Here is a 22,750-nt window from a genome sequence, read left to right as displayed (position 1 = left end):
TTGCGCGTACTGGTAATCAAGACCTCATCCCTGGGCGACGTGATCCACGCCTTGCCGGCATTGACTGACGCGGCGCGGGCGATCCCCGGCATTCGCTTTGATTGGGTGGTGGAAGAAGGCTTCGCCGAGATCCCTACCTGGCACCCGGCGGTGGACAAGGTCATTGCGGTGGCGATTCGCCGCTGGCGCAAAAATATTTGGCAGACCATCAAAAGTGGCGAGTGGCGGCGCTTCAAAAAGCAGATCCAGTCGACCAAATACGATCTGGTGATCGACGCCCAGGGCCTGTTCAAAAGCGCCTGGCTGACCCGCTATGTGCGTGCTCCGGTGGCGGGTTTCGACAAGAATTCCGCCCGTGAACCTATCGCGTCGCGCTTCTACTCGCGACGCCTGGCCGTGGCCCGTGGGCAGCATGCGGTGGAGCGGCTGCGCCAGTTGTTTGCCGTGGCCCTCGGTTATGACCTGCCCAAAGCCTTGGGCGACTACGGCTTGAGCGCTGAAAAGCTGCTCGGTCTGCCGCCGAAAAAGCCCTTTGTACTGCTGCTGCACGGCACCACCTGGGACACCAAGCACTGGCCCGAAGCCTACTGGCGCGAACTGGCTGAGCGCATGGGCCGCCTGGGCGTAGACGTAAAACTGCCCTGGGGCAACGCCGCCGAAAAGGCCCGCGCCGAGCGCCTGGCCCAAGGCCTGAACAACGCCGAAGTGTTGCCCAAGCTGAACCTGGCCGGCGTCGCCCGCGTGTTGGCCGGCGCCCGCGCCTGTGTGGCCGTGGACACTGGCCTCGGTCATCTGGCCGCTGCGCTGGACGTGCCGACTATCTCGCTGTTCGGTCCTACCAACCCAGGCTTGACCGGTGCCTACGGCAAGGGCCAGATCCATCTGGGCAGCGACTTCCCCTGCGCGCCCTGCCTGCAAAAAACCTGTACCTATCAACCAACGGCCGACGACCTGCGTCGGTTCGACATCAAGCGCGAATCGCCCCTGTGCTTCACGCGCCTGAACCCAGAGCGTGTGGCAACCCGGCTGAGCACGTTGTTATTGGCTGAGGAGCTGCACTGATGCAACTGGCTTTTGTTCTGTACAAATACTTCCCCTTTGGCGGCTTGCAGCGCGACTTCATGCGCATCGCCTTGGAGTGCCAGCAGCGCGGCCACCAGATTCGTGTGTACACGCTGATCTGGGAAGGTGACATCCCGCCCGGCTTCGAAGTGCTGGTGGCGCCGGTCAAGGCGTTCTTCAACCATCGGCGCAACGAGAAACTCAGCGCCTGGATGGAAGCCGACCTGGCCAAGCGCCCGGTGGACCGCCTGATCGGCTTCAACAAAATGCCCGGCCTGGACGTTTACTACGCTGCCGACGGTTGCTATGAAGACAAGGCGCAAAACCTGCGCCACGGGCTGTACCGTTATTTCGGCCGTTACAAGCACTTTGCCGAGTACGAGCGCGCGGTGTTCGCCAAGGACGCCAAGACCGAAGTCCTGATGATTTCCGAGGTGCAGCAGCCACTGTTCATCAAGCATTACGATACCCCGCTGGAGCGCTTCCACCTGCTGCCACCGGGCATCGCGCAAGACCGCCGCGCGCCGCCGAATGCCGCCGAGATTCGCGAAGGGTTCCGCAAGGAATTCAACCTCGGTGACGACGACTTGCTGCTGGTGCAGATCGGCTCGGGTTTCAAGACCAAGGGTGTCGACCGCAGCCTCAAGGCCGTGGCCGCGTTGCCGTCTGCGCTTAAAAAACGCACGCGCCTGTTTGTAATCGGCCAGGACGACCCCAAAGTATTCCAGCTGCAAAGCGCAACGCTGGGCCTGGGGGACAACGTGCAGTTCCTCAAGGGCCGCAGTGATATCCCGCGTTTCCTGCTGGGCGCCGACTTGTTGATCCACCCGGCGTACAACGAAAACACCGGCACCGTATTGCTTGAAGCCCTGGTGGCCGGTTTGCCCGTACTGGTGTCGGCCGTGTGTGGGTACGCCCATTACATCGCCGAAGCCGACGCCGGCCGGGTGCTGGATGAGCCGTTCGAACAAACGCAGCTCAACAGCTACCTGACGCAAATGCTCACCGACACTGCACAGCGCGCGGCCTGGGGCCGCAATGGGTTGGCCTATGCCGAGACGGCCGACCTCTACAGCATGCCGCAGCACGCTGCGGATGTGATTCTGGCGGAGCCAAAACGATGAAGTTGATTCTTGCCGAACCGTTCAAGACGCTCTGGGCCGGGCTTGATGCCTTTGCCGAAGTCGAGAAACTGCAAGGCGAAGTATTTCGCGAGCTGGCGGCACGTCGCACCCTGCGTACCGAGGTCGAGGGCCGCCCGTATTTTGTCAAGATCCACCGGGGCATTGGCTGGGGTGAGATCTTCAAGAACCTGATCACCGCCAAGCTGCCGGTGCTGGGCGCGGGCCTTGAGTGGGCGGCGATCCATCGCCTGCAGGCACTCGGCGTGCCGACCATGACCGGCGTGGCCTTCGGTGAAAAGGGCAGCAACCCGGCCGACCAGCACTCGTTCATCATCACCGAAGAACTGGCGCCGACCCTGAGCCTTGAAGACGTGACCCTCAACTGGGTGGCCGAGCCGCCGGCGCCTGCGTTGCGCCATGCCCTCACCCGTGAGCTGGCGCGTATGGTCGGCGACATGCATCGTGGCGGTGTGAACCACCGCGACTGCTACCTGTGCCACTTCCTGCTCGACACTTCGAAGCCCATCGACGCCCGTGACATCAAGCTGTCGGTGATCGACCTGCACCGTGCCCAATTGCGTGCCCATCTGCCGCTGCGCTGGCGCGACAAGGACTTGTCCGCGCTGTACTACTCGGCGCTCGACATCGGCCTGACCCGTCGCGACAAACTGCGCTTTCTCAAGGGCTACTTCCGCCAACCGCTGCGCCAGATTTTGGCCGAGCAGTCGGCATCGTTGGCCCTGATGCAACGCAAGGCCGACAAGCTCTACGCACGCAAGCTACGTTATGGGGATGCGATCTGATGGCGGGTTGGAACCTGGAACCGGCCTACGCGAACCTGGCGGATGATTTCGGCAGCCTCGAAGCGGTGTTTGCCCTGCAAGGCGAACGGCTGACCCGTGACCCGCTGTCGGAAGTGATCCGGGTGGAGCGTGGCGGGGTCAACTATTACGTCAAACGCTACACCGGCGCCGGCAAGGGCCTGCGGCGCTACCTGGGCAAGCCTCGGGTGAAATCCGAATGGCAGAACCTCAAGCGCTTCGCCAAGTGGGGCATTCCCACGGCTGAAGTGGTCGCCTGGGGGTTGGAGCGCAAGGGCCTGGCCTACGACCGGGGTGCGATGATCACCCGCGAGCTGCCGCGTACCGAAGATTTGTCGGTGCTGGCCGACCGCGATGATGCGCGCCTGCACGACCCCAAGTGGGTTGATGCGGTGAGCCGCCAGCTCGCCGAGTACACGCGCACCATGCACGACCACCGCTTCACCCATAACGATTTGAAGTGGCGCAACCTGCTGATCGATGATCAGCAAACCCTGTACCTGATCGATTGCCCCAACGGCGATTTCTGGCGCGGGTTCTGGCTCAAGTACCGCATCACCAAAGACCTGGCCTGCCTGGATAAAGTCGCCAAGTATCACCTGTCGGCCACCCAGCGCCTGCGGTTCTACATGCAGTACCGCCAGCGCCGCCACCTGAGTGCATCGGACAAACAGCGTATTCGCCACGTGGTGAAGTTTTTTGAGGGACGCGAATGAATGACTTCCTGGCGGCTGAAGACCGTGCGCTGTTGGAGCGCCACGGCCTCGCCAGCTTCGACGCACTGTGGGCCAAGCAACTGGACGCAGTGGACGAGCCCAACACCAGCCGTGGCGGCTGGAGCAGTGTGTTTCGTCTGGAACTCGACGGCCACGGTTATTACCTCAAGCGCCAGAGCAATTACCTGACGCGCAGCCTGCATCGGCCGTTTGGCGAGCCGAGTTTCTCGCGTGAATTTCGCAATATCAGCCGCTACCGCAAGCTGGGTATCCCGGCGTTGCAGGCGGCGTTCTACGGCGAGCGCAAAGTCGGCGGCGAGCACCGCGCAATGCTGCTGACCCGCGCCCTGGACGGCTGGAATGACCTGGACTCGTTGCTGGATGAATGGCCGCAACTGAGTGATGCCCAGCACCGTGCGATCCTGCTGGCCTGTGGTCAGCTTGCTCGTCAGTTGCACAGCGTCGGCCAAGTGCACGGCTGTTTTTACCCCAAGCATATTTTCCTGCGGGCCACCGGCGACGGTTATGCCGCGCAATTGATCGACTTGGAGAAAACCCGGCCGCTGCTGTTCGGTTGGCGTGATCGGGTCAAGGACCTGGAGCCTCTATTGCGCCGCGCACGACCCTGGTCGGACGCCCAGGTACGCCAACTGTTGGCGGCTTACCTCGACCAGCCTGAGGACAGTGCATTGGTTACCACGTGGTACCAGCGCCTGAGCGCGCGCCGAAGTCACAAGGAAAACCGTTGATGCGTTTGTCCGAGCTGAAAACTGCCGGCCGTAGCCCCAGCCTGCCGCTGACGATTGAGCTGGCCGATGCGGCAGGCCCCGGCCAACTGCAACTGCTGAGCCTGTTGCGGGTATTGCCGGGCGAGCGCTATGTGGGCGCGGCGGTGTGGCGTGGGCGCCCGGTGCTGGCCAAGTTGCTGGTGGGCAGCAAGGCAGCGCGGCATTTTCAGCGTGAACTCACAGGCGTTCGCCTGCTGGCGGAGCAAGGTCTGACCACGCCGCTACTGTTGGCCGATGGCTTGCAGGAAGGCGAGGGCGGCTGGCTGTTGTTTGAGTTTATTGAAGGTGCCGAAAGCCTGGCCGATGCCTGGCACGCGGTGGAGCATCTGCCACCACTGGCTGACGAGCAAACCGCCGTGCTGGCCGAAGCGCTGGGTGCGATTGCCCAGATGCACGCCAAGGGCCTGTGGCAAGAAGACCTGCACCTGGACAACCTGCTGCGCCAGAGCGGCAAACTGTATTTGATCGACGGCGCCGGCATTCGCGTGGAAGAGGCGGGCAAACCGCTGTCGCGTAACCGTGTGCTGGAGAACCTCGGCGTTTTCTTCGCCCAACTGCCGAAAAACCTCGAGCCGTTTACCGAAGAACTGCTGGTGTATTACCTGTTGAGCAACGGTGAACACGCCCTGCCGCTGCAAGCGCTGGAAAAACAGGTGCGCAAAGTGAGCGCCTGGCGCCTGAAAGACTTCCTCAACAAAGTCGGCCGCGAGTGCACCTTGTTCAGCGTACTGCGCGGGCCATTCGCGCTACGTGCGATCCGCCGCGAAGAAGAAGCCGCCATGCTGCCGGTGCTGGAGCAGGCCGATACGCTGCTGGACCAGGGCCACCTGTACAAGACCGGCGGCGCCGCCAGCGTCGCCAAGGTCGACGTGGCGGGCCGGCCACTGGTGATCAAGCGCTACAACATCAAGGGCTTCGCCCACTGGCTCAAACGCTTCTGGCGCCCGAGCCGCGCGTGGCATTCCTGGCGCGAAGGCAATCGCCTGGCATTCCTCGGCATCGCCACGCCCAAGCCGCTGGCCGTGCTGGAAAAGCGCTTCTTCTGGTTGCGCAGCCGCGCCTACCTGATCACCGAGCACTTGGCGGGGCCGGACATCATCGAACGCTTCGCGCCCTACGTCGAAAGCGGTGACGCGCCGGAAGATGAGCTGCTGGCGCTGGATCATTTGTTTGCCGAACTGATCCGTGAGCGCATCAGTCACGGGGATTTCAAAGGCCATAACCTGTTCTGGGACAAAGACCGCTGGTCGCTGATCGACCTGGACGCCATGCGCCAACACAACACCGACGCCAGCTTCGCCCCGGCGTACGCCAAGGACCGTGCACGGTTTATGCGCAACTGGTCGCCGGAGAGTGCGTTGTACAAGCTGATTGATCAGCGTTTGCCCAAAAGTGTCCAGACTGCTGGCCCCCTGTAGTTGAGCAGGAAGGCAATATGAGCGTTGGCGGGTGACGAGAAACCCGCAAAAACCAGGACTGACATCCCATGGCAAATGAAAAACTAATTTCCCCGCAGTTCCAGCTCTTTCAAAGTGAAAGTGAGGCTGAACGCATCGCAGAGGTTGTGGCAGCGCAACCGCCGAAGGGGGAGTTCAGTGACTTCATTGTCTATGTGGATGAAAGTGGCGATCACGGGATGCAGACACTCGATGCCAACTACCCCATGTTTGTTTTGGCGTTCTGTATTTTTCATAAACGCCATTATTGCGAAACAGTCATTCCCGCCCTTCAAAAATTTAAGTTCAATCATATGGGCCATGATCTTGTTGGCTTGCATGAACTGGAAATCCGCAAGGAAAAGGGTGCGTTCTCAAGCATGTTCGCTTCTCGCCAGCACAAGCATGCCTTCCTTGAGGAGCTGACGAGCATCATCGAGTCGAGCAACTTCGTCTTGATCAGTTGCGTTATCGATAAAGCTACGCTTCGAGAGCAACAAGGCCCGATACATAACCCTTACCATCTGGCTCTAGGCTTCTGTCTTGAAACGCTTTATGAGTTTCTTCAAGAGAAAAATCAGCAGCGTGCGTTAACTCATGTGATTTTCGAACGCCGAGGACGTAGAGAGGATAACGAACTTGAGTTGGAGTTTCGGCGGATGTGCGATGGGGCCAATCGTCCAGGTATTCGCCTGCCGTTTGACATCGTGTTCGCGACTAAACAGGTCAACTCTACGGGCTTGCAACTGGCGGATCTTGTTGCACGCCCCATCGGCATGAGTGTTCTAAGGTCGGGTCAGGAAAATCGTGCCTTTGACGTCCTCAAACGCAAATTCTATTGCAGTGGAGGGCGAAGCAAGGTCGGGGAAGGTTATGAGAACTGGGGGCTAAAAATTTACCCTGCTGCAGAAAGCGAAAAGCCCCGATGATACTCACCGAGGCTATAACGCCGACCGGGATCCCCCAGTCCATTTGCGGCTGATTCTATGCTTGCGATTTTTGAGTGTCAACGCGAAAGCCCGGGCCGTCGACACGCCGTAGGGTGTGGCACTCAAAACTGTTGCCTGAGCAACAGCAATCGGGCAGTTGGTGGTCGATAGGTGCAGCCTATTTGCACTTCATGTTTTTATTCCGTTGATTTATATAGATAAAAATCCTGGCACGCGCTCTGCAATGCCATCCGGTGAACCCTTTCACCGGTCTTGCAGCGGAGCCCTGTATGCCTTCCAGCCTTTCCACGCTTTCCCGTTTGATCTGCCTCGGCGCCGCGATGCTGCTGAGCTGTGCTGCCCACGCCGCAGGCGGCGACGACGCCGTACCGTCGCTCGCTGGCAAGCGCATTGCGGTGAGCATGACCGGCACCAGTCACTATTTCGATATCAAGGCATTCCAGGCGCAGGTCGATGAGATCAAGCGCCTGGGCGGCACGCCCATCACCCTGGATGCGGGGCGCAATGACAAGAACCTGGTGACCCAGTTGCAAACCGTGGTCACCCAGAAGCCCGATGCGGTGATCCAGACCCTGGGCACCCTCAGCGTCATCGACCCCTGGCTCAATCGCATCAGCAAGGCCGGCATCCCGCTGTTCACCATTGATGCGCCGTCGCAATACAGCCTCAACAACACCACCTCCGACAACGTTGCCACCGGCAAGGCACTGGCCGACCAGTTGATCAAGGACGCTGGCGGCAAGGGCAAGATCCTGGTGTTCAACGGCTTCTACGGGGTGCCGGTGTGCGCGATCCGTTATGACCAGTTGAAGCTGGCGCTCAAGGATTACCCGCAGTTGGAAATCATCCAGCCGGAGCTGCGTGACGTGATCCCCAACACCGTGCAGGACGCCTATTCCCAGGTGTCGGCGCTGCTCAATAAATACCCAGCGGGCAGCGTCTCGGCGATCTGGTCGGCGTGGGATATTCCGCAGCTCGGTGCGAGCAAGGCGTTGATCGATGCCAAGCGTATCGAGATCAAGACCTACGGCGTCGACGGCACCCCCGAAGTACTGGCGCTGCTCGGCCAGGCGAACTCGCCGGTGGGCGCCGTGGTGGCGCAGCAACCGGCGCTGATCGGCAAGACCGCTGTGCAAAACGTGGCGCGCTACCTGGCCGGCCAGCGCGACCTGCCGAAGGAGACCCATGTGCCGACGCTGCTGACCACCGCCGGCAACCTGGCGCAGGTCCAGCAACTGCGGGGTGACTGATGACAGCGCTTCACCTGCAAAACCTGCATAAGCGGTTTGGCGCCACCTTGGCGCTGGATGGCGCGAGCCTCAAGGTCGGGCGCGGCACCATTCATGGCCTGGTGGGCGAGAACGGTGCGGGCAAGTCGACCTTGATCAAGGTGCTGGCCGGCATCTACAAGGCCGACGCGGGGCAGGTGAGTATCGACGGCCAGGCGTATGCGGCGTTGTCGCCGCGTCAGGTCGATCGTTTGGGTGTGCAGTTCATCCATCAGGAGCGGCTGTTGCCCGCCAGTTTTACCGTGGGCGAGGCGCTGTTTTTTGGGCATGAGTTGCGCCGTGGGCCGTTTGTGGATCGGCGTCGGCAGCAGCGCGAAGCAGACCGTTTGCTGGCGCAGTACTTTGACCTGCAACTGCCGGCCGGTGCGCTGGTGGGCGAGCTGAACAGTGCCGAGCGCCAGGTGCTGCAAATCACCCGGGCATTGATTCGCCAGCCAAAGATCCTGGTCTTTGACGAGCCCAGCGTGGCACTGGTCAAACGCGAGGTGGACCAGTTATTACGCATCGTCAAACGGTTGCGCGATCAGGGGCTGTCCATCCTGTACATCTCCCATTACCTGCAGGAAATCGACAGCCTGTGCGATGAGGTCACGGTGCTGCGCAACGGCCGTGATGTAGCGGTGGTGGAGCCTCGGCATACGTCCAGTGCCGAGATTGCGCGACTGATGGTCAACCGCGAAGTGCAGGAGATGTACCCCAAGGCGAAAGTCGAATTGGGCGAGCCGCTGTTGCAGGTACGTGGGTTGAGCCTGGCGCGGCGTTATCGGCAGATCGACCTTGAGGTACGACGCGGTGAGATCGTCGGGCTGACGGGGCTCGTCGGGTCGGGCGCCAAGGAATTGTTCAAAACCCTGTTTGGCGTGGAGCGCGCCGATACGGGCAGCATTCATCTGGACGGGCGTTTGCTGCGCCTGCGCTCACCGGGGCAGGCGATTGCTGAGGGTATTGCGTTGGTGCCGGAAGAGCGACGCAGCCAGGGCATCGCGCCAGTGTTGTCCGTACTGGAAAACCTGACGCTGGCGGGGCTTGGCCGGTTTACTCGCTGGGGCTTGCTGAGTCGTCGCCGGGAGCAGGCCGAAAGTCTGCGGTTGATCGATGAGCTGGCGATCAAGGCGCCGGGCCCGCAGGCCGCGGTCAGCCAGTTAAGCGGTGGCAATCAACAGAAAGTCGCGTTGGGCAAATGGCTGAGTCGCCGCTCGGCGGTGTACCTGTTGGACGAGCCCTGCGTGGGCGTGGACGTGGGCGCCAAGGTAGAAATTTATCGCCTGATCGGGCGGTTGGTAGAGGAAGGTGCGGCGGTATTGGTGTTGTCTTCGGATTTGCCGGAATTGCTGGGGATCAGTGATCGGATTGTAGTGCTGCATCGCGGTGAGATTGCCGGTGAGTTCCGTGCTGGGGAGGCCGACAGCGATCAGTTGCTGGCCTGCGCCACCGGAGCCGTAACGGCCGTGACTGCGCCCGTGCGGGAGGTCGAACATGCTTGAGGCGATAGTGCGTCGGGGTTCGATGGGTGTGTTTGTGGCGATCCTGGTGGGGTTTGCCGTGGCTGCGCCGAACTTCTTGTCGGTGGGTAACGTGGCCAATGTGTTCAGCCAATCGGCGATCCTCGGCGTGCTGGCCTTTGGGCTGACGTGCGTGATTATCGGCGGCGGTTCGAACGTGGTGGCCGGCGGGCTCGACCTGTCGCTGGCGGCCAACCTGGGTTTGTGTGCGGCGGTGTTCAGTCGCCTGAACAATGCGGGCCTGGACTTGTGGCTGAGCCTGCTTCTTACCTTGGGTTGCGGGTTGGCTGTGGGCATGCTCAATGGCCTGGCGGTGGTGCTGCTGCGCTTGCCGCCGTTGTTGGCGACGCTGGCGAGCATGAATGTGTTGGCCGGGCTGGAGTTGGTGCTCACGGAAAATACCGTGGTGTCCACCGATTCGCCGTTGCTGGATCTGCTCAGCGGCGGCACTTGGCTGGGAGTGCCGGCCCTGGCCTGGGTGTTGCTGCTGACGGCCGGGTTACTGACGTTATTGATCCAGCATTCGGCCTACGGGCTGCGCCTGCATGCGGTGGGCGAGTACCCTCAGGCCGCCGAAGCCGCAGGCATCCGTGTGCCGGGCTACGTGCTGTCGAGCTATGCGCTGTCGGGCCTGTGCGCGGCGGTGGCGGCGCTGTGTTCGGCGGCGTTTTTCAGTGGCAGCACGACCGGGTCTGGCGACATGCTGTTGTCGGTGGTGGCGATTGCGTTTCTTGGCGTGGTGTTTTCCCGAAGGCTGGTGGCGAGCATTCCGGGCACCTTGTTGGCCGCATTGCTGATCGGTTTTTTGATCAATGGGTTTCAACTGCTCAACGTATCGAGCTTCTGGGTCAATGGTGTGCAGGGGGTGTTGATCTTGTCTGTGGTGGCTGCGTCCAGCGCATTGAATCGTGGAGCCCGCTCATGAACCCGCGTGCGTTGTTGCCGCTGACCTTGCCGTTGGTGTTCGTGCTGATCGTTGTGGTGTTTGCCCTACAGGCACCGGGTTTTCTGAGCAGCGGCAACCTGAAAAGCCTGGTGCTGAACAACTTCGTATTGCTGGCGATTGTCGCCATCGGCATGACCTACGCGGTGGCGGCCGGTGGCATCGACCTGTCGGTGGGCACGGCGCTGGATTTTGCCAGCTTCAGTTTCGTGGTGCTGCTCAATGGCGGGCACGGCTGGGCGTTCGCGGCCACGGGTGCGCTGGTTGCGGCGCTGCTGGTGGGGGTGGTGAATGCGGGGCTGATTGCCGGGCTGCGGATCAGCCCGTTCCTGGCGACCCTTGGCACACTGTTTATCGGTACCAGCGCGCAGCAATTACTCTCGGATGGCGGCCAACCGATCTATATCGCCCAAGGCTTGAAGCCTGAACTGACCGGGCTGACGCCATTGTTGGTGGTCTTGGGGTTGGCGCTGTTTTACGGCCTGGCCCTTGCGCGCGGGCGCCTGGGCCGCGAGTTGCTGGCCCAGGGCACCCAGCCGTTGCTGGCGTATTACTCTGGGCTGTCGGTGCGGCGCGTCGTCACCGTGGTGGCGCTGGCGACCGCGTTGGCGTGTGGGGTGGCGGGGGTGTTGCTCAGCTCGACAGTCAGCGCGTATGTGCCGTTGTCTGGCAACGCCTTTTTGCTGAATGCGATTGGCGCAGTGTTTATCGGCACCACCTTGAGCCGACAGGGCCGGGCGAACATTCCCGGCACCCTGTTGGGCGTGCTGTTTATCAACGTGATCGCCAACGGCCTGCTGCTGATCGGCTGGAACTTCTACTGGCAGCAGGTGGCGACCGGCGTGCTGATTTTTGCGGTGTTGGCCTTCAGCTTTGCCAGTCGGCGCGTGTTGGAGCGGCACTGATCCGGGTTATTGTGCCTTGATCAGCGTGTTGCGCATCTTGGTGCCGTTGCTGTCGCTTTGGCTGGTGAAGAAGTAACCGTAGTCCTGCAAGTAAAACGCGGTGCTGGTGGCCCTGTATTTTTCGCCGGTGACGCTGCAGTTTAGCTCCTTGGCCGTGCCGCTCAGGTCGCCGTTGATTTTGCTGGCGGGCAGCTCGCGTTTCACCACGCACCGGGCGTTGCGGATCAACTCGCGATCGTCCTGGGTGGTGGTGCGGCTCATTTCTACGGTGCTGTAGCCCAGGGTGGCGCCCACCGGCATCTGCTGCCAGTCGCCAATAAAGCTCAGTTGCTGCAGGTGGCTGGCGGCCGAGGCATTGATCCCGTCCATTTTGTATTGGCTCTGGAATGTCAGGTTGAACAGGCCGCGCCAGGTGGTGGTGGTGTAGGTCGAATACTCGCTGACGTTGCGGATGCTGAGTTGGCCGCTTTGTGCCTTGGGTTCGAGATAGAGGTCTATTTTCATGGGGCTGTAGCCCATGTCGCGCTTCTGCGTCAGATGGCGCAGTGTCTTGCTGGGGGCTGGCATGCCCAGTGCGTTGATCGCCTGTTCAATGTCTGCCGAGAGCGCAGCGGGGGTCAGTACGTATTCGGACTTGGTGCGCGCCGTGGCGGTAGGCAGTTGTGCGACTGTCGGCGAGCAGGCGGCCTTGAGCAGGGTTTGGGCGTCGGTCTCAGCGTTGCTGAACGGCTGGTCCTGAGGCGAGGTTTCGATGTTGCCGAAGGTCACGATGTTGTTTTCGTTCAGGCCGAACGTGGCCAGGGTGCGGTAGGTCTGGCGGCTGCAATTGAGCTGCCAATGCATGCGCGTCTGGGCGTAGGGCATCTTCTTGAGCTTGTTGGTGAGGATGAACGGCTCATCCACGGCGCCCCACACCTGCACGCTGTCGCCCACGGTCTTGAGGCTGGTGCGGTCGATCAGCAGCTGGCGCTCGGTGGCTGCGCCGCTGACAACCCGCCAGTCTGGGCGTGGCGTGGTGGTGCAGGCGTCGATGAACGCAGTGTTCTGCTTCAGATAGCCAACCGCTTCCGGTGCGAAGGTGCGCATCACGGTAAAACGTACGGGCTGACCGTTCGGCGCCAGGCTGCCAGGGGACTCCAGAAACAACAGGCTTGCCTCTGGCGTGGTGCAGGAGGCCCGCACCTGGGCGATATCCGGCACGTTGGAGCCTTTGCTTGGCGTCACATGGACCTGGTAGCTCAGTACGTCACCGTCGCGCAGGACCGAATTAGCCAGGGGTGGCAGCTTGAGCAACTCGCCGAATTCGGGGCCGCTCTTGACGGGCTTGAGGCTGCATCCGGTGAGCAGGCTGAGGGCGACGATAACGGCGAGGGGTTTCATGAGCGTTCCTTGCTGAAAGATGGATGGCATTACAACCGGGTCAAAATGTGGGAGCTGGCTTGCCTGCGATAGCGGTGGGTCAGCAGCATTTGCACCGACTGACACGGCCCTATCGCGGGCAAGCCCGCTCCCACATTGGTTCTTCAGTAGCTTTAGAAGGTGTATTCGGCGCCGGCACCGGCATACCACGAGCGGCCTGGGGCGGCTTCGTAGTAGCGGTTGTTGCTGTCGCCGACGATCACCGAACCCACGTACTGGCGGTCCAGCAGGTTATCCAGGCGCAGGGTCTGGTGGAAGGTCCAGTGCTCGACTTTCTGCTCGAAACGCGCACGCCAGTTGAACACGCTGTAGGCCGGTGCGGCGCGCTCGCTGTTGGTGTCTTCGACATAGACCTTGCTGCGGTACATGCCTTCCAGCGCTGTGCTGACCCAGTCGCGGGGCTTCCAGTTGAGTTCGGCAAACAGGGTGGTTTGCGGGACGCCGGGGAGGTAGTTGCCTTTGTCGATGGTCTTGCCGCTGTTGGTGAAGTCACTGTCGTAGGTGGCTTGCAGGCGGGTGTAGGCGAGGGTGGTGCTCCAGTGTTCGCTGAGTTGGCTTTCGATGCCCAGTTCGAAGCCGCGGCGCAGGGTGCGGCCGGCGTTTTGGTAGGTGCTGCGCCCGCCGCTGGCCCCCTGCACCACCAACTCGTCCTCAGTGGTGATCTGGAACACGGCCGCATTGACGCGCGTGTCTTGGCCAACGCGAACCTTGAGGCCAACTTCATATTGCGTACTGACCGAAGGCTTAAGCGCGAAGTTGAAGCTGTTTGAGCTGCTGGAGTAAGCAGACTCGGCTTGGGTCGGGGTTTCGAAACCTTTGCCGGCACTGACGTAACCGTGCAAGTCAGGGGTGAATGCGTACATTGCGCTGACCGACGGCGTGTTCTTTTGGTAGGTTTTGTTGCCGCTGTCATCGCCGTCGCTGAGGAAGCGGTCGTCGACGTCCATCTTCATGGTGCTGTGGCGCAGACCCGCTTGAAGGGTCCAATCGCCGAGCAGCCAGTTGGCTTGCACGAATGGGTCGAGGCTGGTGGCCGTGTCGATTTCATCACGGCCCAGCGCGCCTTTGACACCGTGCACGCCGTTGACGGTGTTGGAATAGCCTTGGCGGTCGTCCTCGCTGCGGTCGTAGTCGAGACCTGCGATCAAGGTTAGATCGCCAGGGGCGCTGGTGATCGGTTGCAACCAGTGGACGGAGCCGCCGTAGAATTTGCGGTCGAAGGCCACTACGCCGCCGCGTTTATCCGACGGAGTGCCGCCAGGAATCGACAGGTACTGAATCACACTCCGCCGCCCCGTATACGCATTCACCTGCAGTGTCGCATCACCAAAATACCGTTCGTAATTGGTGCCCAATTGCTGGTGATCGATGCTTTTACGCGTGTTGTACGTCAGCGCCCCTGGAGCCACTGAACGCGGGTCTGCCTTATATGCCGCCCACGTCTGCCCCAATGGGTCCTCCGTGCCGTTTTGCTCCAGGCTGCTGTAGATCAGCGCCAGCTTGCTGTCGTCATCCGGCTGGAAGTTGAGCTTGGCGAAGGTCTGGTCGCGGCGGGCGCTGCTGTGGTCGCGGTAGCCGTCTGTGTCCATGCGCGAAGCATCGAGCACAAAGCCTGCGCCGTCGGCCGCACCTTCGGCGGTCAGATGGTTCTTGCTCATGCCATCGCTGCCCACCAAGGTTTCGGCGCCGATGCGCGGCGGGCCTTCGCCGTCGCGGGAAAACATCTGGATCACACCGCCAGCGTTGCTGCCGTACAGGGTGGCCGCCGGGCCGCGCAGTACTTCGATGCGTTCGGCGGTGTCGAGGTTGAAGGTGGCCGCCTGGCCCTGACCGTCAGGCGTGCTGGCGGGAATGCCGTCGGCGATCAGCTTGAGGCCGCGCACGCCAAACGCCGAGCGAGCGCCGAAGCCACGGGAAGAAATTTGCAGGTCTTGGGCATAGTTCTGACGGTTTTGCACCACCAGGCCGGGCACGCGGGAAAGCACTTCAGAGGCGTTTATGCCGAGTTGACCATCGCTGATCTGCTCGCGGCTGATGCTGTCGACCGAGTAGGGCAGGTCGAATGTGGGGCTGGCGCTGCGTGAGCCGGTGACCACGCTGGGGTCGAGAATTAACGGGGTCTCATCGGCAAGCGCGGTGTTGCACAGGCCGAGCAGTAGCAGGGCAAGGTGGGTGGGGGCTGGTGTGTTCATGGAGGAGCCGGGTCCGTGGCGCGACGCGTGGTAAGTGGCGTTGGCGCAAAAAAACGTGAGTTTAACGGCTCCCTCCCTCGTTTACCGAATTTATGGTCTGCCAGATATCGGGAACGGTCCTACGCAACGTTACGTTTTCGGGTGGCTGTGAAACGCCATCTGCGATGGTAGGTTTTTGCTTCTTCTGTAAGGTGGAGCGATTTATGAAATCTAGAATTGCAGGGTCACTGGCGCTGCTGGGCGTGTCTTTGATAGTGGCAGGTTGCGGCACTGTGACCACGGTGCTGCGTGAAGACAGCGTCACCGTTCAGTCGCTTAAGGCTAAAAAAACCTATTGTCAGTCTGTTCCGCGTGTTTACAGCGGCGTGTCTTATGACCTGTGTGTATTACACGCGCCGCCGAACTCTGGAAGTGGAATGTCGCTGAACGATGTGCCCTGGCCTTATCTTGATGTTGCTGTATCCAGTGTGCTGGACACGCTTTTATTGCCCTACACAATCTACCGGCAAAATGCCGATGGCAGCCTTGAGCTACGTTAACGCTCTAACCTAGCTCCCCACTGCTTTTAAGCTATAATCCCGCCCTTTAGCTGTTTCCTGCCCAGGCCGGAAGCACACTTTTTTCAGGCGCAACCCGCCTGCATGCAGACTAAAAGAGGCTAGACCCCAGTGGCATTGACGATTCTTGGCCTGTCCGGCGCCCTTAGCCATGATCCTTCCGCAGCCTTGTATATCGACGGCAAGCTGATCGCGGCCGCCGAAGAAGAGCGCTTCGTACGCGACAAACATGCAAAGAACCGCATGCCCTACGAGTCGGCGAAGTTCTGCCTGGAACAAGCCGGCATCAAGCCTTCCGACGTTGACGTGGTCGCGATCCCCTTCGCGCCTATCAGCTTGTTCGGCGAGGCGCGCTGGCATTACGCCAAGCGTTACTGGTACGCCCCGGACCGCGCCCTCGACGCGATCCTGATGGGCAACCGTCGCTACAAGCGCTATCGCAACAAGATCGTCTGGTGCCTGGAGCAACTGGGCTTCGATCCGAAGAAAATCAAGATCGAACCGGTTGAACACCACCTGGCCCACGCTTCCAGCGCCTACCACTGCTCCGGCTTCCAGGAGAAAACCGCGATCCTGGGTATCGACGGTAAAGGTGAGTACGCCACCACGTTCTTCGGCTACGGCGAGAACGGCAAGATCCACAAGATCAAAGAATTCTACGACCCAGACTCCCTGGGTGGCCTGTACGGCGCGATCACTGAGTTTCTCGGTTTCGAGATGCTCGACGGCGAGTTCAAGGTCATGGGTATGGCGCCGTACGGCGACGCCAGCAAATACGATTTCTCGCGCCTGGCTTCCTTTGAGAACGGCGAGTTGGTGATCAACACCGACTACGCCAACGTCATCGGCCTGCGCCGCTATAAAGAGAAAGGCAAGGGGTTCTACTTCTCGCCAAAACTGATCGAGTGGCTGGGCCCGAAACGCGAAGGCGACATCGCCGACGAGCCGTACATCCACTACGCGGCCAGCATGCAGGCGCTGTTCGAGAAGCTGGCCTTGCAAATGATCGACCACTACTTGGGCGACATCCTCAAAGACACCGGCAAGCTGGCCTTCGCCGGTGGCTGCGCGCTGAACGTCAAGCTGAACCAGAAGATCATTGCCCGCGACGACGTCAAAGAGCTGTTCGTGCAACCTGCGTCCGGCGATGCCGGCACGGCGGTGGGCGCGGCGGCCTACGTGTCCCACGCCCGTGGTGTGCCGGTGGAGAAGATGGAACACGTCTACCTCGGCCCGTGCTACAGCAACGAAGAAGTGATTGCCGCGTGCGCCAAGCACGAGAGCAAGCCTGTGTGGCGCAAGATCGACAACATGCCTAAACGCATCGCCAAGATCATGGTCGATGGCAACCCGGTGGCCTGGTTCCAGGGCCGCATGGAGTTTGGCCCGCGTGCGTTGGGCGGTCGTTCGATTATCGGTTGCCCAAGCGCCACCGGCGTGGCTGACCGTATCAACCACCAGATCAAGTTCCGCGAGCGCTGGAGGCCTTTCTGCCCGTCGATGCTCGACACCGTGGCGCCGCAGATGATCAAGGTCGATCACCCGGCACCGTTCATGACCTTCACCTTTGAAGTGTCGGAAGAGTGGAAGACCCGCGTACCGGAAGTGGTCCATGAAGATGGCACCTCTCGCGCCCAGGTGCTCAAGCGCGAATACAACCCGCGCTACTACGACATGATGAAAGAGCTGGAAGTGTTGACCGGTAACGGCGTGTCCCTGAACACCTCGCTCAACCGTCGTGGCGAAGCGATGATCTGCTCGCCCAAAGACGCGCTGGACATGTTCTTCGGCTCCGACCTGCAGTACCTGATCATGGAAGACATCCTGGTCGTCAAGGACGGCGTGGACCCTTATGACGCGCTCGGCTGATCGCCACGTCCTGCAGTTCTGCCACGGCTATGACGGGCCGTTCCTCGATTGCGCCCGTCAGTACGCCAGCCTGTTCGCAGGCTCGGGCTACAAGGTGACCACCGTGTTTCTCACCGGGGTCGCCGACCCTGAGGTGGCCGCAGCGTGTGCCAGCGATGAAGTGCTGTTCATGGAATTCAGCTCCAAGGCCATTCGTGGCCTGAAGCTGGGTGCCATCCGTGAGTTGCGCAAGATTGCGGCGTCGCGCAATTTCAGTTTCTGTATTGCCCACCGCTTCAAGCCGATTTACATCGCCTTGCTGGGTACGTGCTTGCCCGTGATCGGTGTGCATCACGCTTTTGGCGACTACCAGCGCCGCAGTCGTCAGCTGTTTGCAGGGTTTTTTCGCAAGCGCTTGAGCTTGCTGGGTGTGTCTGACGCCGTACGCGATGACATCCGCCGCTGCCTGGCGAGCTGGCCGGCGCCGCGCATCCAGACCTTGTACAACCGCATCGATGTCGAGGCTATGCAAACCTTGCAGGTGTCGAAGGACGAGGCGCGTGATGCCCTCGGTCTGTCGCCGGATGAATGGGTGGTTGGCAATGTCGGTCGCCTGCATCCGGACAAAGACCAGGCCACACTGCTCAAGGGCTTCGCCCTGGCGCTGGCGCAACTGCCCGCCGAAAGCCGCTTGGCGATTCTCGGCACGGGGCGCCTGGAGCAAGACCTCAAGGAATTGGCCCGCGAACTGGGCATTGCCGACAAGGTGCTGTTTCTCGGCCAGGTGCCAGATGCGCGTCGCTATTTCCGTGCCTTTGATGTGTTTGCGCTGAGCTCCGATCACGAACCCTTTGGCATGGTGCTGCTTGAAGCCATGGCTGCTGGCGTGCCGTTGCTTGCCACGGCCTGTGGCGGTGCAAAGGAAGTGGTCGAAGGTGTGGGCATCCTGTTCCCTTTCGGCGACGCCGAGCACCTGGCCCAGGGCTTGGGCTACCTGGCCGCGATGGATCACCATCAGCAGCGCCAGTGTGCCGAGCTGATGCTGGAGCGCCTGCACGCACAGTTCTCGGATCAGGCGGTACGCGACACTTTCTGGCAACTGCCACACGTTATTGAACTGACCGCGGGGGCTTGATGCTCAATCGATTCCAAGGCTGGCGCGAGCGTGGCTGGTCCGTCGTCGATGCGCCCGTCTACAACCAGGCCTGGCAGCGTTTTGGCGGCAGCGTCGCGACGCATCCAGAGGTCATCGAACGTCTGGCCGGCTTGGCGCAGATTCCGGTGCGTTACCTGGCCTGGGAGCAGGGCGGTGAACTCAAGGCATGCATCGCCACCTGGGGGCGCGACTTGGCGTTGTCCAAGGATGTGCTCAAGCGCAGCGGCAAGAAAGGCCTGTTTGACTTGGGCAATGCCGAGTTGATCCTGCCGGCCGCCGCCGATGCCCAGGCGCCCCTGCGCCAGCGTGCGCGGTATTTGTCGACATTGAACGAAGGCCGCTTCAGCGGGCTCAAGCCCCAGGCCGAGCAGCTGGCCATGGCGCGTACCCCCGAAGAGCTGTCGAAGAAGTTTCGCTACAACCAGCGCCGCGAACTGCGTTTGCTCGAAGAAGCGGGCGGCGTCGTGCGGCCGGTGGGCGAGTTTTCCAGCGTCGAGTTGGCTGCTATCTACTGCGACCTGTTCCTGCGCCGCTGGGGGTTTGTCGCCACGGGCGCGGAGCGGTTGGCCGAAGTGATCGAGTTGCTGCGCGAGTGGCTGATTGGCTCGGTGATTTTTCTTAACGATGCGCCGATCGCTATCCAGTTGGTCTATCGGGTTGAATCCCCGGAGTGGATCAGCGTGGAGTACGTCAACGGCGGCGTCGACCCTGAAACCCGCGCCTTCAGCCCCGGCAGCGTGTTGAGCTTTCTCAATACCCAAAGCGCTTGGGAACAGGCCCGCGAAGTCGGTAAGTCGTTGCGTTTTTCTTTCGGCCGCGCTGACCGCGAGTACAAGGAACGCTGGTGCAACCCCGTGCAGGTATTGAGCGTATGACCCGCAAAAAGCAGTTGCTCAAACGCCATCGGCGCAACAAGCGCATTGGTTTGTTGATCGGTTTAGTGCTGCTGGTGGTCGTTGGCATCCTGGTGGCCTGGTGGCTGCCATTGCTGTTGGCGGTGCTGGCTTGGGTTGCCCATGAAGCCTGGTTTGCCGACCACCTGTTTTATGCGCCCGGCGAAGATTACCACTACCGTTTCTCGGCAGACGCTGAGGTGGCCGGCGTGCGATTTGAAGGCGGGCGCTTGCGGGTTGATCAGCCGCTGGCGTCGGACGCAACGCTGGTGTTGGCGATCAAGATCAAGAGTAACTGGCTGGGACGTTTTCTCGACCCGAACATCGAGTTCGCGGGCGACCGGCAAACCTTCGAGCGTGGCGTCAACGGGTTGCGTTATCTGAACCTCAGTGGTTCAGATCTCAGCGATTTACAGCTGCGCGGTCGTCATTGCCGCGTGCTCGGCACGCCCCGCTTGTGGGCCTGGACCCACCCGGATTACCGCGCACAGCGTGTAATGGTGATCGCGCCCCATGCAGACGATGCCGAATTGGCAGCCTTCGGGCTCTACAGTCAGGCTGAAAAACCCTGGATCGTGACCCTGACTGCCGGTGAAATCGAAGCCGAGCATTACCAGCAGATGGGCCTGGGCCCGGCCGAGGCTTCGCGCATCAAGGGTCGCTTGCGCGCCTGGGACAGCATCGCCGTACCGCGCTGGGCCGGGGTGCCAGAGGCACACTGCGTGCAATTGGGTTATTTCTGCCTGCAACTGCCTACGATGCGGGCAACCCCTGACCAGCCTGTCGGCTCCCGCGAGGCCGACCTGTCGGATATCCGCCTGTTTCGCCAATTCAATCCATTCCCGCTGCCAGCTGACCAGGATGGCCTGCCCACCTGGAACAACCTGCTGGCCGATCTACGGCAACTACTGCTGACGGCGCGCCCGGATGTCATCGTCTTGCCGCACCCGATCATCGACCCCCACCCCGATCATATCTGCGCGCAGCAAGCGGTCGTCGAAGCGTTGCAAGGGTTGGACTGGCAACCGTCCACCGTGCTCGGCTACGCCAACCACCTGCACGACAACGACCGCTGGCCCATGGGCGACGCGGGCACCGGTATTGCCTTGCCACCGCTGTTCGACGCGACCCAGGAACTGCACCCGTGCAGCCTGCCGTTGACCGTGGCGCAGCAGCGCGACAAGGCCATGGCGTTGGGCATGATGCATGACCTGCAACCGCCACCGCCGTTCAAGCGGCGTGTGCGTCGGTGGTTGCAACGTGTACTGGTCGGGCGCGCGCGCTCGCCTTATGGGGAGAACGAGTTCTTCCGCAAGGCGGTACGGCGACATGAATTGTTCTGGCGTTTGTGACCTGTGAAAGGAAGAGCATGAAAGTTTTATTTCTGGTGCAGAAAGAACAGCGCGCCATCCTGGATCGGCTGTACGAGGGTGTGGCCGAGCACTGTGAATGCGATACCCGTTGGTTGAGCAGCGCCGAGCAACGCAACCTGCGCGGGTACTTTCGACGCGAGGTCGACGTGACTCGCTACGACCGCATCGTGTTCTTCCTGCGCTTCAAGCAGGAAATCCGTCAGGCTGCGTTTATCCGCACGATCCCCAACCTGGTGATCCTCGAACACGACGCCTATCAGAATTACATCCCCTGCAAGTACACCGGCAAATTCAGCGCGCACTACCGCCGCCTGCCGTGGGTGCGGGTGATCAGCTCGGGCTTCATGGTCACCGAGCGCTTGCGCGAAGAAGGCTTTGACGCGGTGTTTGTGCCCAAGGGTTACGATCAGGCGCTGTTGCAACCGCAGGCGCGGGAGCGCGATATCGAGCTGGCGTTTGTCGGCAGCACCAACAGCGTGGCCTACAGCGGTCGCAAGGCGCTGCTCGATGAGCTGGCGCAGGTGGAGCCGTTGGTGGTGACGCGCACCAAATCCGGTGAGGAATACTGCGCGACCCTCAACCGCATACGCTTTTTCGTCAGTGCCGATGTGGGCATGGGCGAGTACATGATCAAGAATTTCGAAGCCATGGCCTGCGGCTGCGTATTGCTGGCGTTTGATCAGGGTGCTGCAGAAAATGCGGCCCTGGGCTTTGAAGACATGGTCAACGTGGTGTTCTACAAGGACATTCCACAGTTGCAGGAAAAACTGGCCGTATTGCGCGCCAACCCTGGGTTGGCGGCCGATATCGCGCGTAACGGGCAGGCGCTGGCCGTCAGCCAGTTCAGCTTTGCCCGAATCGGCCAGCGCATCGTTGAAGCGCTCCAACCGCCGCTGCGCCCGCGCGCGGCATTGAGTCTGCTCGAAAGGTTGCGCCTGAAGCTGGGTGTTTAACGTGAGTGCGGCCACGGATGGTGGCCCTATGATACTGTTGAGGCGAAAAATGCAATTCTCCGATCAAAGCGACATAACACTCGTGGTGACCAGTTGTGGTCGATTCGATCTGTTGCAACGCACGCTCGAGAGTTTCGACCGGTTCAATACGGCGCCCATCCGTGAAGTGTTCATTACCGAAGACTCCGGCGATGATGCAGTGCGCCAGGCGATCCCTGAGCATTGGCGGGAGCATTGCACGTTCTTCGTCAACCGCCCCAAGCTTGGGCAACTGGCATCTATCGACCTGGCCTATGCGTCGGTAAAAACCCCCTATATTTTCCACTGTGAAGATGATTGGGAATTCTACCGCCCGGGGTTTGTCGAGGACTCCAAGACGATTCTGGAGCTGCGCCCGGATATTCTTCAGGTGTGGTTGCGAAATTTTGTCTACGACTTGCAGGTACACAGCCCCTATATTCGCCTGGGGCCACGTGAGCTGATTGGTGCAGTGCCGTGTTACCCGCTGATCTCCGACAAGCCTGAATGGCAGGCATTTTCCCTGAACCCCGGCCTGCGACGGCTCAAGGAATATGCGTTGTGTGCTCCCTATGCAGGGTTTGAGGGGGAAAAGGGGCTGTCCCGGCGGTATGCCGAGTTGAACCTGATGGCTGTAACCCTTGAGGGCGATGCGGTGTTGCACACCGGCTTCGGGTTGCATGTATCGACATCGGCCGAGCGCGTGATCAAGGCTCGGCGCAAGCGGCGCGAGCGCGTCAAGTTGGTGGTGATGTTGCTGCTGGGTATCGGCGTTGGTTGGTTTATCTGATTGGTTTTTTTACCG

General features: G+C 61.1%; 20 protein-coding genes. 18 read left to right on the top strand and 2 right to left on the bottom strand.

Annotation, left to right across the window (positions count from 1 at the left end; translation table 11 throughout):
- The 11 genes from waaC to ICY20_RS10130 all read left to right on the top strand — a co-directional run bounded on the left by waaC (window position 1) and on the right by ICY20_RS10130 (window position 11,536).
- Entirely contained in the window at window positions 1-1,062 is a 1,062-nt protein-coding gene (gene waaC, locus ICY20_RS10180) for a lipopolysaccharide heptosyltransferase I (protein WP_194937410.1), read from the top strand.
- Window positions 1,062-2,186 (top strand): glycosyltransferase family 4 protein, encoded by a 1,125-nt coding sequence (locus ICY20_RS10175; protein ID WP_159959855.1) that lies wholly within the window; start codon window positions 1,062-1,064, stop codon window positions 2,184-2,186. Before waaC ends, ICY20_RS10175 begins: the two co-directional genes overlap by 1 nt.
- Window positions 2,183-2,989 (top strand): lipopolysaccharide core heptose(I) kinase RfaP, encoded by an 807-nt coding sequence (gene rfaP / locus ICY20_RS10170; protein WP_159959857.1) that lies wholly within the window; start codon window positions 2,183-2,185, stop codon window positions 2,987-2,989. Before ICY20_RS10175 ends, rfaP begins: the two co-directional genes overlap by 4 nt.
- Window positions 2,989-3,723, top strand: coding sequence for a lipopolysaccharide kinase InaA family protein (locus ICY20_RS10165; protein WP_159959859.1), 735 nt, complete (start codon window positions 2,989-2,991; stop codon window positions 3,721-3,723). Before rfaP ends, ICY20_RS10165 begins: the two co-directional genes overlap by 1 nt.
- A complete protein-coding gene (locus ICY20_RS10160) occupies window positions 3,720-4,472 on the top strand; it encodes a lipopolysaccharide kinase InaA family protein (RefSeq protein ID WP_159959861.1) in 753 nt (250 codons plus the stop codon). The genes ICY20_RS10165 and ICY20_RS10160 overlap by 4 nt, the downstream gene beginning before the upstream one ends.
- Complete coding sequence (locus tag ICY20_RS10155; RefSeq protein WP_194937408.1) at window positions 4,472-5,929, top strand: lipopolysaccharide kinase InaA family protein; 1,458 nt, start codon at window positions 4,472-4,474, stop codon at window positions 5,927-5,929. Before ICY20_RS10160 ends, ICY20_RS10155 begins: the two co-directional genes overlap by 1 nt.
- Window positions 5,930-5,997: 68 nt before the next feature.
- Window positions 5,998-6,876, top strand: coding sequence for a DUF3800 domain-containing protein (locus ICY20_RS10150; protein ID WP_159959865.1), 879 nt, complete (start codon window positions 5,998-6,000; stop codon window positions 6,874-6,876).
- Window positions 6,877-7,217: 341 nt separating this feature from the next.
- Complete coding sequence (locus ICY20_RS10145; protein ID WP_228758392.1) at window positions 7,218-8,147, top strand: sugar ABC transporter substrate-binding protein; 930 nt, start codon at window positions 7,218-7,220, stop codon at window positions 8,145-8,147.
- The gene (locus ICY20_RS10140) at window positions 8,147-9,670 is read left to right on the top strand and encodes a sugar ABC transporter ATP-binding protein (RefSeq protein WP_194937406.1); all 1,524 of its coding nucleotides are present in this window, start codon (window positions 8,147-8,149) and stop codon (window positions 9,668-9,670) included. The genes ICY20_RS10145 and ICY20_RS10140 overlap by 1 nt, the downstream gene beginning before the upstream one ends.
- Window positions 9,663-10,613, top strand: coding sequence for an ABC transporter permease (locus tag ICY20_RS10135; protein WP_194937405.1), 951 nt, complete (start codon window positions 9,663-9,665; stop codon window positions 10,611-10,613). Before ICY20_RS10140 ends, ICY20_RS10135 begins: the two co-directional genes overlap by 8 nt.
- Complete coding sequence (locus tag ICY20_RS10130; RefSeq protein ID WP_159959873.1) at window positions 10,610-11,536, top strand: ABC transporter permease; 927 nt, start codon at window positions 10,610-10,612, stop codon at window positions 11,534-11,536. The genes ICY20_RS10135 and ICY20_RS10130 overlap by 4 nt, the downstream gene beginning before the upstream one ends.
- 6 nt (window positions 11,537-11,542) lie before the next feature.
- Here ICY20_RS10130 and ICY20_RS10125 read toward each other — a convergent pair whose 3' ends face one another.
- Together ICY20_RS10125 and ICY20_RS10120 are read right to left on the bottom strand one after the other, a co-directional pair.
- Window positions 11,543-12,916: a surface-adhesin E family protein gene (locus ICY20_RS10125; protein ID WP_194937403.1), complete on the bottom strand. Its 1,374-nt coding sequence runs from the start codon at window positions 12,914-12,916 to the stop codon at window positions 11,543-11,545.
- A gap of 152 nt (window positions 12,917-13,068) precedes the next feature.
- A complete protein-coding gene (locus ICY20_RS10120; RefSeq protein WP_194937402.1) occupies window positions 13,069-15,147 on the bottom strand; it encodes a TonB-dependent receptor family protein in 2,079 nt (692 codons plus the stop codon).
- A gap of 203 nt (window positions 15,148-15,350) precedes the next feature.
- Between ICY20_RS10120 and ICY20_RS10115 the strand changes: the two genes are divergently transcribed.
- From ICY20_RS10115 to ICY20_RS10085, 7 genes are all read left to right on the top strand, one after another.
- Window positions 15,351-15,686, top strand: a complete 336-nt coding sequence (locus tag ICY20_RS10115; RefSeq protein WP_194937401.1) for a YceK/YidQ family lipoprotein — start codon at window positions 15,351-15,353, stop codon at window positions 15,684-15,686.
- Window positions 15,687-15,815: 129 nt separating this feature from the next.
- A complete protein-coding gene (locus ICY20_RS10110; protein WP_194937400.1) occupies window positions 15,816-17,573 on the top strand; it encodes a carbamoyltransferase family protein in 1,758 nt (585 codons plus the stop codon).
- Window positions 17,557-18,687, top strand: coding sequence for a glycosyltransferase (locus ICY20_RS10105; protein WP_194937399.1), 1,131 nt, complete (start codon window positions 17,557-17,559; stop codon window positions 18,685-18,687). The genes ICY20_RS10110 and ICY20_RS10105 overlap by 17 nt, the downstream gene beginning before the upstream one ends.
- The gene (locus ICY20_RS10100; protein WP_194937398.1) at window positions 18,687-19,583 is read left to right on the top strand and encodes a GNAT family N-acetyltransferase; all 897 of its coding nucleotides are present in this window, start codon (window positions 18,687-18,689) and stop codon (window positions 19,581-19,583) included. The genes ICY20_RS10105 and ICY20_RS10100 overlap by 1 nt, the downstream gene beginning before the upstream one ends.
- Window positions 19,580-20,953 carry a PIG-L deacetylase family protein gene (locus tag ICY20_RS10095; RefSeq protein ID WP_194937396.1) on the top strand — a complete coding sequence of 458 codons (1,374 nt, stop codon included), beginning with the start codon at window positions 19,580-19,582 and terminating at the stop codon, window positions 20,951-20,953. Before ICY20_RS10100 ends, ICY20_RS10095 begins: the two co-directional genes overlap by 4 nt.
- Before the next feature lie 17 nt (window positions 20,954-20,970).
- A complete protein-coding gene (locus ICY20_RS10090; protein WP_159959888.1) occupies window positions 20,971-21,927 on the top strand; it encodes a glycosyltransferase family protein in 957 nt (318 codons plus the stop codon).
- Window positions 21,928-21,976: 49 nt separating this feature from the next.
- Window positions 21,977-22,735: a glycosyltransferase family 2 protein gene (locus ICY20_RS10085; protein WP_159959890.1), complete on the top strand. Its 759-nt coding sequence runs from the start codon at window positions 21,977-21,979 to the stop codon at window positions 22,733-22,735.
- The last annotated feature ends 15 nt before the right edge of the window (window positions 22,736-22,750 follow it).

Source organism: Pseudomonas pisciculturae (assembly GCF_015461805.1).
Taxonomy (GTDB): Bacteria; Pseudomonadota; Gammaproteobacteria; order Pseudomonadales; family Pseudomonadaceae; genus Aquipseudomonas; species Aquipseudomonas pisciculturae.
This window is presented reverse-complemented; position numbering and strand designations above follow the sequence as displayed.

What these genes read in the sequence shown, in the direction of transcription:
- ICY20_RS10115 (WP_194937401.1), top strand. Translation starts at nt 15,351, where the DNA reads ATGAAATCTAGAATTGCAGGGTCACTGGCGCTGCTGGGCGTGTCTTTG.
- ICY20_RS10095 (WP_194937396.1), top strand. Translation starts at nt 19,580, where the DNA reads ATGACCCGCAAAAAGCAGTTGCTCAAACGCCATCGGCGCAACAAGCGC.
- ICY20_RS10125 (WP_194937403.1), bottom strand. Translation starts at nt 12,916, where the DNA reads ATGAAACCCCTCGCCGTTATCGTCGCCCTCAGCCTGCTCACCGGATGC.
- ICY20_RS10130 (WP_159959873.1), top strand. Translation starts at nt 10,610, where the DNA reads ATGAACCCGCGTGCGTTGTTGCCGCTGACCTTGCCGTTGGTGTTCGTG.
- ICY20_RS10150 (WP_159959865.1), top strand. Translation starts at nt 5,998, where the DNA reads ATGGCAAATGAAAAACTAATTTCCCCGCAGTTCCAGCTCTTTCAAAGT.
- ICY20_RS10155 (WP_194937408.1), top strand. Translation starts at nt 4,472, where the DNA reads ATGCGTTTGTCCGAGCTGAAAACTGCCGGCCGTAGCCCCAGCCTGCCG.
- ICY20_RS10160 (WP_159959861.1), top strand. Translation starts at nt 3,720, where the DNA reads ATGAATGACTTCCTGGCGGCTGAAGACCGTGCGCTGTTGGAGCGCCAC.
- ICY20_RS10175 (WP_159959855.1), top strand. Translation starts at nt 1,062, where the DNA reads ATGCAACTGGCTTTTGTTCTGTACAAATACTTCCCCTTTGGCGGCTTG.
- ICY20_RS10135 (WP_194937405.1), top strand. Translation starts at nt 9,663, where the DNA reads ATGCTTGAGGCGATAGTGCGTCGGGGTTCGATGGGTGTGTTTGTGGCG.
- ICY20_RS10140 (WP_194937406.1), top strand. Translation starts at nt 8,147, where the DNA reads ATGACAGCGCTTCACCTGCAAAACCTGCATAAGCGGTTTGGCGCCACC.
- ICY20_RS10085 (WP_159959890.1), top strand. Translation starts at nt 21,977, where the DNA reads ATGCAATTCTCCGATCAAAGCGACATAACACTCGTGGTGACCAGTTGT.
- ICY20_RS10165 (WP_159959859.1), top strand. Translation starts at nt 2,989, where the DNA reads ATGGCGGGTTGGAACCTGGAACCGGCCTACGCGAACCTGGCGGATGAT.
- ICY20_RS10090 (WP_159959888.1), top strand. Translation starts at nt 20,971, where the DNA reads ATGAAAGTTTTATTTCTGGTGCAGAAAGAACAGCGCGCCATCCTGGAT.
- ICY20_RS10105 (WP_194937399.1), top strand. Translation starts at nt 17,557, where the DNA reads ATGACGCGCTCGGCTGATCGCCACGTCCTGCAGTTCTGCCACGGCTAT.
- ICY20_RS10100 (WP_194937398.1), top strand. Translation starts at nt 18,687, where the DNA reads ATGCTCAATCGATTCCAAGGCTGGCGCGAGCGTGGCTGGTCCGTCGTC.
- rfaP (WP_159959857.1), top strand. Translation starts at nt 2,183, where the DNA reads ATGAAGTTGATTCTTGCCGAACCGTTCAAGACGCTCTGGGCCGGGCTT.
- ICY20_RS10120 (WP_194937402.1), bottom strand. Translation starts at nt 15,147, where the DNA reads ATGAACACACCAGCCCCCACCCACCTTGCCCTGCTACTGCTCGGCCTG.
- ICY20_RS10145 (WP_228758392.1), top strand. Translation starts at nt 7,218, where the DNA reads ATGCTGCTGAGCTGTGCTGCCCACGCCGCAGGCGGCGACGACGCCGTA.